The organism is Bacillus sp. FSL W8-1141, from assembly GCF_038593205.1.
GTDB classification, from domain to species: Bacteria; Bacillota; Bacilli; order Bacillales; family Bacillaceae; genus Bacillus; species Bacillus altitudinis.
In genome coordinates this window covers 14405-29113 of record NZ_CP151973.1, presented here as the reverse complement: position 1 = coordinate 29113, position 14709 = coordinate 14405, and the positions used below count along the sequence as shown (strand labels likewise).

Sequence of the window (14709 nt, the reverse complement as noted above, 5' to 3'; positions counted from 1 at the left end):
ACGATCAATTCAAAAGTACACCTTTATTTTCTAATAAACGAAAAAGAGCATTTCCTTTAAAGACTTTTTACTTTTCTTGATTTAAAAACGTGTTTTCTTGCTTTCTGAAAATGTCTGTCAGATCAACAAGAACATTCGTTCCCTTTATGAATTGCTCCAAAAATACCTCACCCGAAAATGGCTTTTTTACTATTTGTATAAACAAAACAACTGATATATTCTTTCAATAGCAACAAAAAACTCACCTAGATAAACTAGATGAGTTACATTTAATATTGATTTACCGTGCACCTTCTGTCGATTCGCTACCCCAAGCGTTACTTAAACAGTTAGCTCGGCCCAGGCAACCCTGCGGCACATGAGAGGTTTCACTTAATGCTGCTTCCTTCCGGACCTGACATGGTTCATGAATTCCCATTGCGCAGGACCCAGACGTCAACACCACTTATTTAAGGCAGACCTTGAAGTAAACGAACCTTGAGAAGGGATTCGGCCTCGCTAGAGCGGATTGCGAGTACAGGGCACCGCTACCTCCCCGCTTAGCACGGCAAAATGAATATTAAATTGTTGGTGACGCAGACATAAGTATACCTTCTAAGTGATAAAATTGCAAACGACATCCATTCATTTACTTTTCGCCTGCTTCTTACGCTGACGGAGGTCTCGAAAGAACTGACTTAACAGCTCACCACACTCATTTTCAAGCACACCGCCAATGACTTCAGACTGATGATTGAACCGCTCATCGTCCAATAAATTCATTAAAGTACCAGCACATCCACCTTTAGGATCATAGGCACCAAAAACGACCTTTTTCACTCTTGAAAGTACAATAGCGCCTGCACACATTGGGCACGGTTCGAGTGTAACATAAAGTACAGCATCTTCTAAACGCCAGCTACCAGTCATTTTACACGCTTCATCAATAGCAAGTAATTCCGCATGAGCAATTGATCGCTGTTCACTTTCCCTTAAATTGTGAGCACGGCTTACAATTTGATCATCAACAACGATGACGGCACCGATTGGAACTTCTCCTATTTGTTTTGCTTTCAAAGCTTCAGAAATAGCTTCTTGCATAAACTGTTCATCTTTCGTCATAGCACGGCTCTCTTTTCATGTTTTTTTAAAGGATATTGAGGTTAACATATTATCACAATCTTTTAAAGGGGGTCTTGATTTGCCAAAACAACAAAAGGCACTGCTTATTATTGACATGATCAATAATTTTGATTTCGAAATGGGACATGTGCTCGCTGAAAAAACAGAGCAAATGACCAATAAAATTTTAGCCCTTAAACAACACGCTTTCAAGAAAAATTGGCCAATTATCTATATCAACGACCACTATGGACTCTGGAAGGCTGATATCAAAGCTGTTATGGAAACATGTAAAAACGAAAGAAGTGCCCCTATTTTAGAGCAAATGGCACCATCTAAAGATGATTACTTCTTAATTAAACCTAAGCACTCTGCCTTTTACGGAACAGCACTAGAGACACTCCTAAATGAATTAGGTGTGCAAGAACTTATTTTAACTGGAATTGCCGGAAACATCTGTGTCCTGTTCACTGCAAATGACGCTTACATGCGAGAGTACAACCTCACTGTACCTAAAGATTGTATTGCTTCAAATGATGATAGGGACAACGAGTACGCTTTAACGATGATGGAGAACGTTCTTCTCGCCAAAATCACAACCACTAAAGAGATCACGGATGAAAATCAAACATGATTTATCCATCACCCTCATAAATTGTTAGCAATAACAAAGGGGGCGTTGACCATTCAAATTTATGTTGTCAAAAGAGGAGATACGTTAAATGAGATTGCCATGCGTTTTAAAACAACGGTAAATGAAATCATTCGGACCAACGACATCGAAACACCAAATCAACTAGTCGTTGGACAAACAATTGTCATCCCTATTAGAGGTCAATTTTATGAGGTCAAACAAAATGATACACTTTATCAAATTGGAAGAAGATTTCAAATTTCGGTAGAAGAATTGGCACGTGTGAATCGGATTCGACCTGAAGCTATATTGCCTATTCGCTTCTTGCTTTATATTCCACAAAGACCGAAAAGAAATATTAATTCTAATGCTTATATAGAACCACGCGGAAACCAAGTCAGCGAAAATTTAAAGCAAGCAGCCAGAGAGGCATCTCCATACTTAACACATCTCGGCGCTTTTAGTTTTCAAGCGCAAAGAGACGGAACACTTCGCGAGCCACCATTAGATCAATTGCCTCAAATTGCCGCTCAAAGCAGAACGGTTTTATCCATGGTAGTCACAAATCTAGAGAATGATAAATTTAGTGATGAACTCGGGCGAATCCTTTTAACAAATCAATCTGTCAAAACGACATTATTAAATGAAATCGTCCGCGTTGCTCAAAAGTATCAATTAAAAGAAATCCATTTTGACTTTGAATATTTACGCCCTGTTGATAAAGAAGCCTACCTTCAATTTTTAAGAGAAGCAACAACTCGTTTTCATCAACAGGGTTGGACTATTTCTGTGGCACTCGCTCCTAAAACAAGCAGTGAACAGAAAGGAAAATGGTATGAGGCGCATGACTATGAAGCAATTGGAAAGATTGTTGATCATGTTGTGCTAATGACTTATGAGTGGGGCTACAGCGGCGGGCCTGCACAAGCCGTCTCTCCGATCGGCCCTGTCCGCCAAGTCATTGAATATGCACTGACTGTCATACCTGCCAATAAAATTGTGATGGGGCAGAATTTATATGGATATGATTGGACACTACCTTATGTTCAAGGAGGCCCTATCGCCAAAGCCGTCAGCCCTCAACAAGCGATCGCCATTGCTAGAGAGAATAATGTATCCATTTTATATGACGAAACAGCACAAGCACCTTATTTCCGTTATACAGATGCTAACAACAAAGAACATGAGGTTTGGTTTGAAGATGCAAGATCCATTCAAGCCAAATTTAATCTCATTAAAGAGTTAAACCTAAATGGAATTGCTTACTGGAAATTAGGTCTATCCTTCCCACAAAACTGGTTATTGTTATCAGATCAATTTAATATTGAAAAAAGAACGACATCGTAATTCATACGCTCTATCTCTCAGAAGGGGTATGGTACAATATACATTGGTTTGACAACTTTATAGATAGAGGAGAACGCCTATGTATCCTGCCCCTTTTATTGCAGTGGAAGGCCCAATTGGAGCCGGAAAAACAACCTTGGCTACAATGCTTTCAAAGGAATTTCAATTTCCTTTAGTAAAAGAAATTGTAGAAGAAAATCCATTCTTAGATAAATTTTATGAAGATATGGAACAATGGAGCTTTCAGCTTGAGATGTTCTTTCTATGCAATCGGTTTAAACAGTTAGAATCTATTGAAGAGAACTATGTCAAAAAACAGCAGCCGATTGTCACTGATTATCATGTCTATAAAAATATGATCTTTGCAGAAAGAACCTTATCTAAAAAGCACATGGATAAATACAGAAAGATCTATCACTTGCTGACAGATGATCTTCCTAAACCAAATGCCATGATCTATATAAAAGCCAGCCTTCCCACCTTACTTGATAGAATAAAGATGAGAGGCCGATCTTTTGAAGAAGACATTGATCCAGCTTATTTAAAAACCCTGATTGAAGATTATGAGTTAGCCATCGAGCATTTAAAACAAACTGACCCAGGTCTTCCTATCATTACAATTGAAGGCGATCATACAGACTTCGTTTCCTCACAGCAAGATTACCAGCAAATTGTACAGAACATAAAGGAGCAAGTACTATGAAAAATATTGAAATACCAAAGGATGCTGTCATTACAATTGCAGGGACAGTTGGTGTCGGAAAATCGACCATGACGAAAACAATAGCGGACAAGCTAGGATTTCAAACTTCTCTCGAAAAAGTAGATGATAATCCATACTTAGAGCCTTTTTATTCAGATTTCCAAAGATGGAGCTTTCATTTACAGGTCTATTTTCTAGCTGAACGTTTTAAGGAGCAGAAACGAATCTTCGAGTCTGGTGGAGGTTATGTACAAGATCGGTCCATTTATGAGGACACTGGTATTTTTGCTAAAATGCACGCAGACAAAGGTACCATGTCAGAGGTAGACTATGAAACGTATACGAGTCTATTTGAGGCGATGGTGATGACACCTTACTTCCCTCACCCAGATGTCCTTATCTACTTACATGGGGATTTAGATCATATATTACATCGTATTGAAGAGCGCGGGAGAGAGATGGAAACTCAAACCGATCGAGCATATTGGGAAGAAATGTACACTCGATATACAGAATGGATTGAACAATTTGATCTGTGCCCTGTGATTAAAATTAATATTGAAGATTATGACTTACTTCATGATGAAAGCTCACTTGATCCAATTCTTCATGAAATTGCTTCTGTTATTCAAAAAAATCGCTCTAACACAAAATAAAAAAAACCGCTGCATTTCTCGAATGCAGCGGTTTGACAATTTCCAATTTTTATGCGTTTCAATTCAACTAAGGTAAAATCAATATGGCGGAGGAAGAGGGATTCGAACCCCCGCGGGCTTTGACACCCCTGTCGGTTTTCAAGACCGATCCCTTCAGCCGGACTTGGGTATTCCTCCGTATCGACAAGAATTAATATATCATATCATCTTATTTTAAGTCAACATCTTTTCGAAAAAAAATTCAACATTTGATTTTGGCATGATGTTTAGCCTATAAAAAGCAGCCGATTATCGGCTGCTCTTCATCTATTACGTATCCTGTCTAATTTCTTCTATAAAAAGATTCATCTCTTCTTTAAAATCATTTAATGACTCAATTATCTTTGTAAAGTCTGTCACTTGTTTAGCTTGTTCGTTTGTTGAACTGCTGATTTGTGAGATATTTTCAGATAAAGTACCAATGCTGTCTTGGATTTCTTTTAAAAATGCATTAATGGTTTCAGCTGCTTCCTTTGATCCATCTGATAACTTACGTACCTCGTCTGCAACAACAGCAAAGCCTTTTCCATTTTCACCTGCTCTTGCCGCTTCAATTGCAGCATTGAGTCCTAACAGGTTTGTTTGTCTCGCAATACCGCCAATGGTTTTGACGACTTCTTCAATGTTTGCGGATTTCTCTTCTGCTCTTCCGGCCTGCTCGCTAATTTCTAAGCTTGTCGCAGCCAGTTCTTGAGAATGAGCAGCAATTTGCTCAATTCCACCTTGTAACTCTTTCGCTACTTTATTGATATGTTCCATATAGCCGCTTAATTTCTTCTCACGATGATGTGAAAAAGCCACTAAAAAAGAGCCAATCACTTTTCTATCTTCATCAAAAATCGGATAACCTTTTACAGCAATTTCATAACCATATAAAGACTCTGGCAAATGCCCATCATATTCTTGTCCTCTTAATGTCGTCGCCACGTTTTGGTCCTCTGGGTTTAAAGCGTCCCCTACTTTAATGCCAAAATCTACTGTGGTCGATGGATAATAGCAAAGTACCTTTTCTGTATCAGTGATGCCGAAAAGAACACTTTCATCTAGAACTTTTCTGAGTAATTGAGCCATTTCAACATAATAGTCAAGCCTATTCAAGGTTATTCCTTCTTTCCTAGATGCTTTTAGTTCTTTTATCGGCTTATTTTAGAAAAGCTGTAGAAGTTTAGGTAAAAAGAATAAGATGCCATGACGGCATCTTATTTTATCACTTCTTTATTTCCCATATAAGGACGTAACACCTCAGGAATAATCACTGTTCCATCCTCTTGTTGATAGTTTTCTAAAATGGCTGCAACAGTTCTTCCTACTGCTAAACCAGATCCATTTAATGTGTGGACGTGTTCTGGCTTTGCTTTAGGCTCAGGGCGGAAACGAATGTTTGCTCGTCTCGCTTGGAACGCTTCAAAGTTACTGCAAGAAGAAATTTCACGATACGTATTTTGGCTTGGAATCCATACTTCGATATCGTATTTCTTCGCAGCCGTAAAGCCTAAATCTCCTGTACACATGCTCATGACACGGTATGGCAGGTTCAATAATTGAAGAACTTTTTCTGCTTGGTTTGTTAGTTTTTCTAATTCTTCATAAGAATCTTCTGGTCTGACAAATTTCACAAGCTCTACTTTGTTAAATTGGTGCTGACGGATGAGTCCGCGCGTATCTCTGCCAGCAGAACCAGCTTCTGATCTAAAGCAAGCACTAAACGCTGCATAATTGATTGGCAGTTGCTCTCCTTCAAGAATTTCGTCACGGTGCATATTCGTAATTGGCACTTCAGCCGTTGGAATGAGGAAATAATCTTCTTCTCGAATTTTAAAAGCATCCTCTTCAAACTTTGGAAGCTGTCCGGTTCCTGTCATGCTTGCTCTGTTGACCATATAAGGTGGTAGTACTTCAGTAAAACCAAATTCATCTACGTGTAAATCCAGCATAAAGTTATAAAGTGCACGCTCTAACCGTGCGCCTAGCCCTTTATAAAAAACGAAACGGCTTCCTGTCACTTTTCCTGCACGTTCAAAATCCAAAATTTTCAGCTCATCCGCTACATCCCAATGCGGCTTTGGTTCAAATGAGAAGGCTGGCTGTTCGCCCCATTTTCTCACTTCAATGTTGTCATCTTCTGTTTCACCGACTGGTACAGAGTCATGAGGGATGTTTGGAATTGAGAATAGGATGGTTTGCAGGCTTTCCTCTACTGTTCTTAATTCATCATCTAACTTCTTAATCTCATCGCCTACCTCACGCATTTCTTGAATAATGTGATCGGCGTCTTTCTTTTCTCTTTTTAGAACAGCCACTTTCTGTGATACTTCATTTCTTCGGCTCTTTAATACTTCTGTTTTGCCGATTAATTCTCTTCTTTTTTGATCCAGTTCACCAAACTTATCAAAATCCGCTAAATCTTCGCCTCGATGGGCTAATTTTTCTTTGATTTGATCAAAATCCGTGCGCAGTTGTTTAATATCCAGCATGTGTAACACTCCTTTTTATCGAAAAATAAAAAGAGCCCTCATCCCATGAAAGGGACGAGAGCTCTCGCGTTGCCACCCTGATTGAAAACACGCCAAAAGCATGCTTTCCTCTTTCCTCTGTAACGGCATCACCGTAAATGCTTACTTCGTGTTTCGGCATTTCGCTCAAGGATGGATTCAGAATGCATCTTTCACCGATTCTCACCAACCATCGGCTCTCTGAGAAAGAGGGGCTTCTTACTATTTCCCGTCAACGCTTTTTCGATCTTTGATTGTGATTTTAATGTACTATAAGTTTTATCTCTTTTCAACCGTTTTATACAGCAAGCTTCGTTTTATAGGACTCCACCATCTCAACAAACAGCTGTGTTAACCGATGGTCGTCTGTCAGCTCTGGATGAAAAGAACAACCTAAGATATTGTTTTCTTTCGCCATCACAATCCTGCCGTCATACTCAGCCATGACCTCTACGCTCTCATCTGCGCTGATGATATGAGGCGCACGGATGAACACTCCTGTAAATGGCGTATCCAGTCCTTTCACTTCTACATCTGCTTCAAAGCTGTCTACCTGTCTGCCAAACGAATTACGTGCAACAGATACATTTAACAGTCCAAGATGAGCATCTTCTCGATCTTCTATATGCTTTGCCAGCATAATTAAACCGGCACAAGTCCCAAATATCGGTTTACCTTGAGCAGCGAACGCTTTAATCGGTTCAATGAATTGGTACGTATCCATGAGTCTTCTCATCGTCGTACTTTCACCACCAGGGATAATGAGACCGTCAACAATTTCTAACTCCTCTACCCGCTTGATGATCTTTCCCGCTGCGCCACAAGCTTCAATTGATTGAATATGCTCTCTCACCGCTCCTTGAAGCCCTAGTACACCAATTGTTAGCATGTTCGTTTGCGCTCCCTTAATTACCAGCCACGCTCTTGCATACGCTCTTCTGGCAATAGATTTGAAATTTCAATTCCTTTCATCGCTGTTCCAAGCTCTTTAGAAAGCTCTGCAATTAGACGGTAATCTGTGAAATGAGTCGTTGCTTCTACAATCGCTTTTGCAAATTTAGCTGGATTGTCTGATTTGAAGATACCAGAGCCGACAAATACACCATCTGCTCCAAGCTGCATCATTAATGCTGCATCTGCTGGTGTTGCAACACCTCCAGCAGCAAAGTTTACAACCGGCAATTTGCCGTCTTTTTTAATTTGAAGCAATAATTCATAAGGTGCGCCTAAATTTTTGGCTTCTGTCATCAATTCATCTTCACTCATTGCCGCCACTTTACGAATTTGAGCATTGACCTTTCTCATATGACGAACAGCTTCTACAATATTTCCTGTACCCGGCTCACCTTTTGTACGCAACATAGATGCACCTTCTGCAATACGACGAGTCGCCTCACCTAAATCACGGCAGCCACATACGAAAGGTACTGTGTATTCATTTTTATTTAAATGGAATTCCTCATCTGCGGGCGTCAGCACTTCACTCTCATCAATATAATCAACACCAAGTGCTTCAAGAACACGAGCTTCCACGATGTGGCCGATACGTGCTTTTGCCATGACTGGAATCGTTACTGCATTTTGTACTTCTTCCACGATTCTTGGGTCTGCCATACGGGCAACACCGCCTGCTGCACGGATATCAGCTGGTACCCGTTCTAGTGCCATTACTGCCACTGCGCCTGCTTCTTCTGCGATTTTTGCCTGCTCAGCATTGACGACATCCATAATGACGCCACCTTTTTGCATTTCTGCCATTCCACGTTTTACTCGTTCAGTTCCCTTATTGCTCACAATTGTTTCCTCCCATTTGTCTATTCGATTGATTCAACACCTTTATCATACAAGCGACAGAGTATAACAATAAAGAGAATAGTATAACAATTCAATTAGCTCATAAAAAAGAAGAAACCCTTATATATCAAGGTTTCATAGTTAAAAAGGCATCATTTCCTCTTTTAAGTGTTATTAACATGTTATAATGTATCTATAACAATTCGAAACCATCTATAACAATTCCACACCCATTGGAGGATTTTCATGCATATTGATATCCATCGACATTCAGATACATCTCTTTCAAATCAGATTTACTTTTCCATCGTTGATCACATTCAATCAGGTCTGCTTCAGCAAGGCGATAAACTGCCGACTGTACGTGATCTAGCGAAACAGCTGAATGTGAGTCTTGTCACAGCAGCAAAAGCATATACACGGCTTAAAGACGACGGATTTTTAACGACTGTACAAGGGAAAGGTACGTTTGTGAATGAGCAGCATGAGCAAACCGACATCCCGGTTCAATCATCTACTTCTTTCGATTGGCAGTTATCGATCCCAGATTATTTACCAAGGTCTCAATTCGCTCAGTATCACTATGTCGAAGAAGCCATTAATCTTTCTTCCTCTATGATTGATCCTGGTCTTTTACCTAACCGGTATTTAGAAAAAGAAATGCAGCATGTCCTAGCCCGGCATCCTCAAATCATGTCAAAATACGGTGAAATACAAGGTGACCTTCAGCTTCGTCAGGTCATTCAATCATTTCTAGAAAAATTAGATGTTCCTTCTACTCCTGAAAATATCCTTGTCACTAGCGGTTCTCAGCAAGGACTTGATTTAGTGGCACGTACATTTATCGGGCCGGATGATGTAGTTGTCATGGAGGCGCCCACTTATCCAGGCGCAATTGATGTCTTTATGGGGAGAGGGGCACGAATTATTACGGTTCCTGTCGATCATGAAGGAATGAACATGAAACAGCTTCAAAGCATTTGTGATAAATATAAACCAAAGCTCATCTATACCATTCCTACTTTTCACAGTCCTACAGGCGCCAGTATGTCGATGAAACGAAGAAAACAGCTGCTTTTACTGGCACAAAGCATTGATTGTCTCATTGTAGAGGATGATCCTTATCGTGAGCTTTATTTTGAAAAGAAACCGCCGGCACCCATTAAAAGCCTAGATCACGATGGACACGTCATTTATTTACGAGGATTAAGCAAGACACTGGCTCCAGGATGCAGAATTGGAATTATTACAGCGTCAGGCTCTATATTTAACCGTTTATTAGCTGCAAAAGCCAATAATGATTTAGGGAGCCCGCTTCTCACCCAAAAGGCGATCTTACCGTTTCTCACTTCCAAGAAAATGATCGATCATACGAAAAAATTAAGAACTGCCTTGAAGGTGAGACGCGATTTGATGATGGATGTGTTGACAAAGCATGCGCCAAAGGACGTCACGTGGCAAATCCCACAGGGCGGGCTCAATTTGTGGCTTAGCTTTCCTTCCTGGGTCGATACACGTGCCCTATTACATGAGGCACGGAAGCAGCAAATCACCTTCCTGCCTGGCTCTGTCTGCTATCCTGGGGAGCCGAAGCAGAATTATATACGTCTCAGTTTTTCTTATGTGAATGAAAAGGCACTGACGGAAGGTATGGAAAAGTTATGTGGTATTTTTCAGCAGGCCTTGTCTACACCTCAAAACCACAAACAATCTCTTTTCTTTTAACGATAAAAAAACTGCTCTCATATATAGAGAGCAGTTTTTTTATTAGAACCAACCTTTTACTGTGTCGACGATTCCGCCCCAAATGCCAGCGAAGAATCCACCTACACCACGCATTGCAAGGATGAACCAGTTTGCTTTTTCATCACCTGTTTTCGTCACAAGCTCAACACCTGATTGGTCTTTACTCAAATAGCCGTAGTCCTTCTCATCACCAGAATAAGAAGTCGTCAGCATGCCAACCTTTGTTCCTTTTTTAATAGGAGCTTCTAGGTTCTTTTTATCAATATTTACTTTCGCTTTATAGCTCTTCTCGTCACCATTTTTAACCGGTACAGAGAAAGCTTCTTTCGTCACGACGGGTACTTCTTTATCTTTCCCTTTATCGACTTCGATGTTTTCATGTCCCTTGATTTGTTGGCCTTTTTTGTACATTTCTTTCATCGTGAAGTTTTTAAAGGCATAATCGAACAATTTTTTCGCCACATCAAAACGAGCTGTATGAAGATTCCCTTTAGCATTCAGGATAACTGCGATCACACGCATGTCACCACGTTTTGCTGTACCTGTGAAGCTAGAACCAGCTGAATCAGTAGAGCCCGTTTTCAGACCGTCTACGCCTTCATATTCTTTCACAAGTCCTTTAAGCATAAAGTTCCAGTTTGGCATGTCCATTTCGTCATCTGTGCCTTCTCTGAACTTTGTTTTCGCGATGCTTGCTGTTTCAAGAATTTCTGGATGATCTTTGATGAGATGCTGTGCAAGCAAAGCCATATCCTTTGCGGAAACTTCGCTTTCTTCATCAGGTCCCGTACCTTTTGGCTGTTTGCCATGTAAGTCTTTATTTTCTAATCCAGTTGCATTCACGAATTTGTAATTGGTTAAACCAAGTTCTTTTGCTTTTGCATTCATTTTTTCAACAAACTTTGATTCTGATCCAGCGATTACCTCTGCTAGACCAATTGCTGCTGCATTTGCTGAATAAATAGCCGTTGCTTGATAAAGTTCTTTGACAGTATACGAACCATCTTTTCTCAATGGAACATTGGATAAACTGCGGTCCTGAGAAATTTCGTACACGTAATCATCTGGCGTATATGTTTGATCCCATTTCACTTTGCCTTCAGCAATTGCCTCTAGTAATAGATACTCTGTCATCATCTTTGCCATACTTGCAATAGGCAGTCTTTGTTCTGCGTTTTTACTATAAAGAATTTTACCTGTAGAAGCTTCAATAAGGATGGCTGCTTTCGCATTCACATTGAATGGATCTTCAGCCGCTTTTACTTTGGACATTGGGGTAAATGCAGTAACAATCAATGCCAATGCAAGGATAGAGACCATAAGCTGTTTCAACATCTTGCTGTTCAATCGTCATACCTCCGTATTCATCTTTTTTCGACGTTTTTCATATATATTTAATCCACAAGGGCTTATTTCGACACAACAGTATAAATTTTATCACAATAAAGACAAAAAAAATAGACAGAGTCATAGACCCTGTCAAATGTAATTTGATTGTCACAATTTATCAAGAAATTGTGTAGTTTGGTGATTCTTTTGTAATTTGTACATCATGTGGATGGCTCTCACGAAGACCTGCACCTGTCATGCGAATGAATTGTGCTTCTTCTCTAAGAGTACGTAAGTCCTGTGTTCCACAGTAGCCCATACCAGAGCGAATACCGCCAACAAGTTGGTAAACAGTGTCAACAACTGGTCCTTTATACGGTGTACGTCCTTCGATACCTTCTGGAACGAATTTTTTATTATCTTCTTGGAAGTAACGATCTTTACTTCCTTTTTCCATTGCAGCAACAGAACCCATACCACGATATACTTTGAAACGTCTGCCTTGGAAAATTTCTGTTTCTCCTGGGCTTTCAGATGTACCAGCAAGAAGGCTTCCTAGCATAACAGCATGTCCACCAGAAGCTAATGCTTTCACGATATCACCTGAATATTTAATTCCACCATCTGCAATAATAGATTTACCATGCTTTCTTGCTTCTGTTGCACAGTCATAAATCGCTGTGATTTGTGGTACACCGACCCCTGCAACAACACGTGTTGTACAAATCGATCCTGGTCCAATACCCACTTTTACAATATCTGCTCCAGCTTCAAACAATGCTTTTGTTGCTTCAGCTGTTGCAACGTTACCAGCAATGATGTTAAGAGAAGGATACGTTTCACGGATTTTCGATACAGTGTCTAGAACACCTTGAGAATGACCGTGTGCTGTATCAATGACGATCACATCAACATTGGCTTCTACTAATTTTTTCACACGAGTCATTGTATCGCCAGTGACACCTACAGCGGCACCAACAATTAAACGGCCATGTGCATCTTTAGAGGAGTTAGGGAATTCAATCACTTTTTCAATATCTTTGATGGTGATGAGACCTTTTAATGTTCCTTCGTCATCTAAAAGAGGTAATTTTTCAATTTTATATTGCTGAAGGATTTTTTCAGCTTCTTCTAATGTTGTTCCAACAGAAGCTGTCACAAGTTCCTCTTTTGTCATCACGTCGCTAATCTTCATTGAATAATCCGAAATAAAACGAAGGTCACGGTTCGTAATAATCCCAACAAGCTTTTGATCTTGTTCGTTATTAACAATCGGTACACCAGAAATACGATATTTACCCATTAAATGTTCTGCATCGAATACTTGATGATCCGGTGTTAAGAAAAATGGATTTGTAATAACACCACGCTCTGAACGTTTTACTTTGTCCACTTGTTCAGCTTGCTGCTCAATAGACATGTTCTTATGGATAATTCCAAGACCACCTTGACGTGCCATTGCAATCGCCATTTGTGATTCCGTCACAGTATCCATTCCTGCACTAATAATTGGAATGTTCAGCTTTAAAGTGCTTGTTAACTCAACTGATAAATTGACATCACGCGGAAGCACCTCAGACTTTGCTGGAACAAGCAACACATCGTCAAACGTCAAACCTTCTTTTGAAAATTTACTTTCCCACATTAGTAAATCCCCCTCTTTTCGGCAAAATATTATATGTAGATTATCAACTAGGAAACAGCATGTCAAGGAAGCAACAAACAGTTGCAATTTTTAGAAAATATAAAGAGAGTTGAGGAAGAAGATGAAAAGTTCAGGATGGAAGGATTTAAAACGTTTTTACTCACTTGAAACTTCCCAAAAGTTTCTATTTCAACAGTACGAGAAACGGAATATTCAGGATGCAAACCAACAAGCCTATAAAAACTGTGAACGATTTATTTACTTTTTAAAGCACGGTCATACATTTTATGACCAAGCCGCATCAGCTCCACTTGAACTAAAACCGATTTTATTGTTTTATGGAATGGCACAGCTGTTAAAGGCATGTTTGCTGACAGTGGATCCCGACTATCCTTCTCAAACCTCTGTCTTAGCTCATGGTGTCACCTCAAGAAAAAGAAAGAAGCAGCATTATCGTTTTAGTGAGGATGAAGTCAAGATTCAGCGAAACGGATTATGTATGCATGTATTAAAGCACTTATTTCATTTAAATGGTCTTGAAGATGAACGATTTACGATGATCAATCTCCTTTCAAAAATACCTGAAATGGGTCATATTCTGGAGTTTCAAAAACAGCCCGCGACTTTAGTGAAAGTAGAGCAAGCAAATGGCATATTGATTCAAGATCATATTCCCTTGCTCTATAATATGTCTGCCGAACGTTTTATTGAATATTTTGAGTTCCATACAACTTGGAAGCTTAAGCAACGAGAAGCTAAAAAACTAACATTTGATGTATTTTCAGAAGAAAACCCTGCTCTTGCTACTCATCTTCATTATGATTTAGAAATGAATCAATGGTTCATTCCATCAACGCGAGATGCCTTTTTAGGGATTCCTGAGATCATCAGCCATTACTTGTTAATGTATAATCTCAGTATGATTGCCCGCTACGAAACAGAATGGTGGTACGAGCTTTTATCTCAATACATTAGTGATGATTATGTCATGATTGAACGTTATATGGAGATTGCCGAGGACAAGTTTCCGGCTTATATCATGATGCTGCTAGAAGAAAACACAAAAAAGACCAGTTCCGATTGGAACTGATCCTTTGAAAAGCTTGGCGGCGTCCTACTCTCACAGGGGGAAACCCCCAACTACCATCGGCGCTGAAGAGCTTAACTTCCGTGTTCGGTATGGGAACGGGTGTGACCTCTTCGCTATCGCCACCAAACCTGAT

13 protein-coding genes, 1 tRNA gene, 1 rRNA gene, 1 other RNA gene and 1 other annotated feature are annotated in these 14709 nt (G+C 39.8%); of the genes, 6 read left to right on the top strand and 10 right to left on the bottom strand.

What is annotated here, in order from left to right:
- Positions 1–283: 283 nt before the first annotated feature.
- Both ffs and tadA read right to left on the bottom strand, forming a co-directional pair.
- Positions 284–548, bottom strand: an RNA gene (gene ffs / locus NSQ52_RS00135) — signal recognition particle sRNA large type.
- Between the two features lie 76 nt (positions 549–624).
- Complete coding sequence (gene tadA, locus NSQ52_RS00130) at positions 625–1101, bottom strand: tRNA adenosine(34) deaminase TadA (protein WP_008342015.1); 477 nt, start codon at positions 1099–1101, stop codon at positions 625–627.
- Between the two features lie 79 nt (positions 1102–1180).
- Here tadA and NSQ52_RS00125 point away from each other — a divergent pair, with 79 nt between their 5' ends.
- From NSQ52_RS00125 to NSQ52_RS00110, 4 genes are all read left to right on the top strand, one after another.
- Positions 1181–1735, top strand: coding sequence for an isochorismatase family cysteine hydrolase (locus tag NSQ52_RS00125; RefSeq protein ID WP_041091587.1), 555 nt, complete (start codon positions 1181–1183; stop codon positions 1733–1735).
- A gap of 45 nt (positions 1736–1780) precedes the next feature.
- Positions 1781–3082, top strand: a complete 1302-nt coding sequence (locus NSQ52_RS00120) for a glycoside hydrolase family 18 protein (protein ID WP_035391604.1) — start codon at positions 1781–1783, stop codon at positions 3080–3082.
- A gap of 79 nt (positions 3083–3161) precedes the next feature.
- Positions 3162–3785, top strand: a complete 624-nt coding sequence (locus NSQ52_RS00115; RefSeq protein ID WP_017366700.1) for a deoxynucleoside kinase — start codon at positions 3162–3164, stop codon at positions 3783–3785.
- Positions 3782–4441 carry a deoxynucleoside kinase gene (locus NSQ52_RS00110; RefSeq protein WP_024719578.1) on the top strand — a complete coding sequence of 220 codons (660 nt, stop codon included), beginning with the start codon at positions 3782–3784 and terminating at the stop codon, positions 4439–4441. Before NSQ52_RS00115 ends, NSQ52_RS00110 begins: the two co-directional genes overlap by 4 nt.
- A gap of 84 nt (positions 4442–4525) precedes the next feature.
- Here the strand turns inward: NSQ52_RS00110 and NSQ52_RS00105 are convergent.
- The 5 genes from NSQ52_RS00105 to pdxS form a co-directional block, all read right to left on the bottom strand.
- Positions 4526–4618 (bottom strand) — tRNA-Ser (locus NSQ52_RS00105).
- 132 nt (positions 4619–4750) lie between these two features.
- Positions 4751–5578 (bottom strand): methyl-accepting chemotaxis protein, encoded by an 828-nt coding sequence (locus tag NSQ52_RS00100; RefSeq protein WP_008342025.1) that lies wholly within the window; start codon positions 5576–5578, stop codon positions 4751–4753.
- A gap of 101 nt (positions 5579–5679) precedes the next feature.
- A complete protein-coding gene (serS, locus tag NSQ52_RS00095) occupies positions 5680–6954 on the bottom strand; it encodes a serine--tRNA ligase (RefSeq protein WP_342473795.1) in 1275 nt (424 codons plus the stop codon).
- A gap of 47 nt (positions 6955–7001) precedes the next feature.
- Positions 7002–7217 (bottom strand) — a binding site (T-box leader).
- A 53-nt stretch (positions 7218–7270) separates the two neighbouring features.
- Positions 7271–7861 (bottom strand): pyridoxal 5'-phosphate synthase glutaminase subunit PdxT, encoded by a 591-nt coding sequence (gene pdxT, locus NSQ52_RS00090; protein ID WP_065461496.1) that lies wholly within the window; start codon positions 7859–7861, stop codon positions 7271–7273.
- Positions 7862–7881: 20 nt separating this feature from the next.
- On the bottom strand, positions 7882–8766 hold the full coding sequence (pdxS, locus tag NSQ52_RS00085; protein WP_034666107.1) for a pyridoxal 5'-phosphate synthase lyase subunit PdxS: 885 nt from the start codon (positions 8764–8766) through the stop codon (positions 7882–7884).
- A gap of 246 nt (positions 8767–9012) precedes the next feature.
- Here pdxS and NSQ52_RS00080 point away from each other — a divergent pair, with 246 nt between their 5' ends.
- Positions 9013–10491 (top strand): PLP-dependent aminotransferase family protein, encoded by a 1479-nt coding sequence (locus tag NSQ52_RS00080; RefSeq protein WP_008342034.1) that lies wholly within the window; start codon positions 9013–9015, stop codon positions 10489–10491.
- A gap of 42 nt (positions 10492–10533) precedes the next feature.
- On the opposite strand, the gene NSQ52_RS00075 is transcribed toward NSQ52_RS00080, so the two are convergent.
- Positions 10534–11859 carry a D-alanyl-D-alanine carboxypeptidase family protein gene (locus NSQ52_RS00075; RefSeq protein WP_342473794.1) on the bottom strand — a complete coding sequence of 442 codons (1326 nt, stop codon included), beginning with the start codon at positions 11857–11859 and terminating at the stop codon, positions 10534–10536.
- 160 nt (positions 11860–12019) lie between these two features.
- Positions 12020–13486, bottom strand: a complete 1467-nt coding sequence (gene guaB / locus NSQ52_RS00070; RefSeq protein ID WP_008342039.1) for an IMP dehydrogenase — start codon at positions 13484–13486, stop codon at positions 12020–12022.
- A gap of 121 nt (positions 13487–13607) precedes the next feature.
- Here guaB and NSQ52_RS00065 point away from each other — a divergent pair, with 121 nt between their 5' ends.
- Positions 13608–14576: a YaaC family protein gene (locus NSQ52_RS00065; protein ID WP_073416007.1), complete on the top strand. Its 969-nt coding sequence runs from the start codon at positions 13608–13610 to the stop codon at positions 14574–14576.
- Positions 14577–14587: 11 nt separating this feature from the next.
- On the opposite strand, the gene rrf is transcribed toward NSQ52_RS00065, so the two are convergent.
- Positions 14588–14703, bottom strand: a 5S ribosomal RNA gene (gene rrf / locus NSQ52_RS00060).
- Positions 14704–14709: the final 6 nt, after the last annotated feature.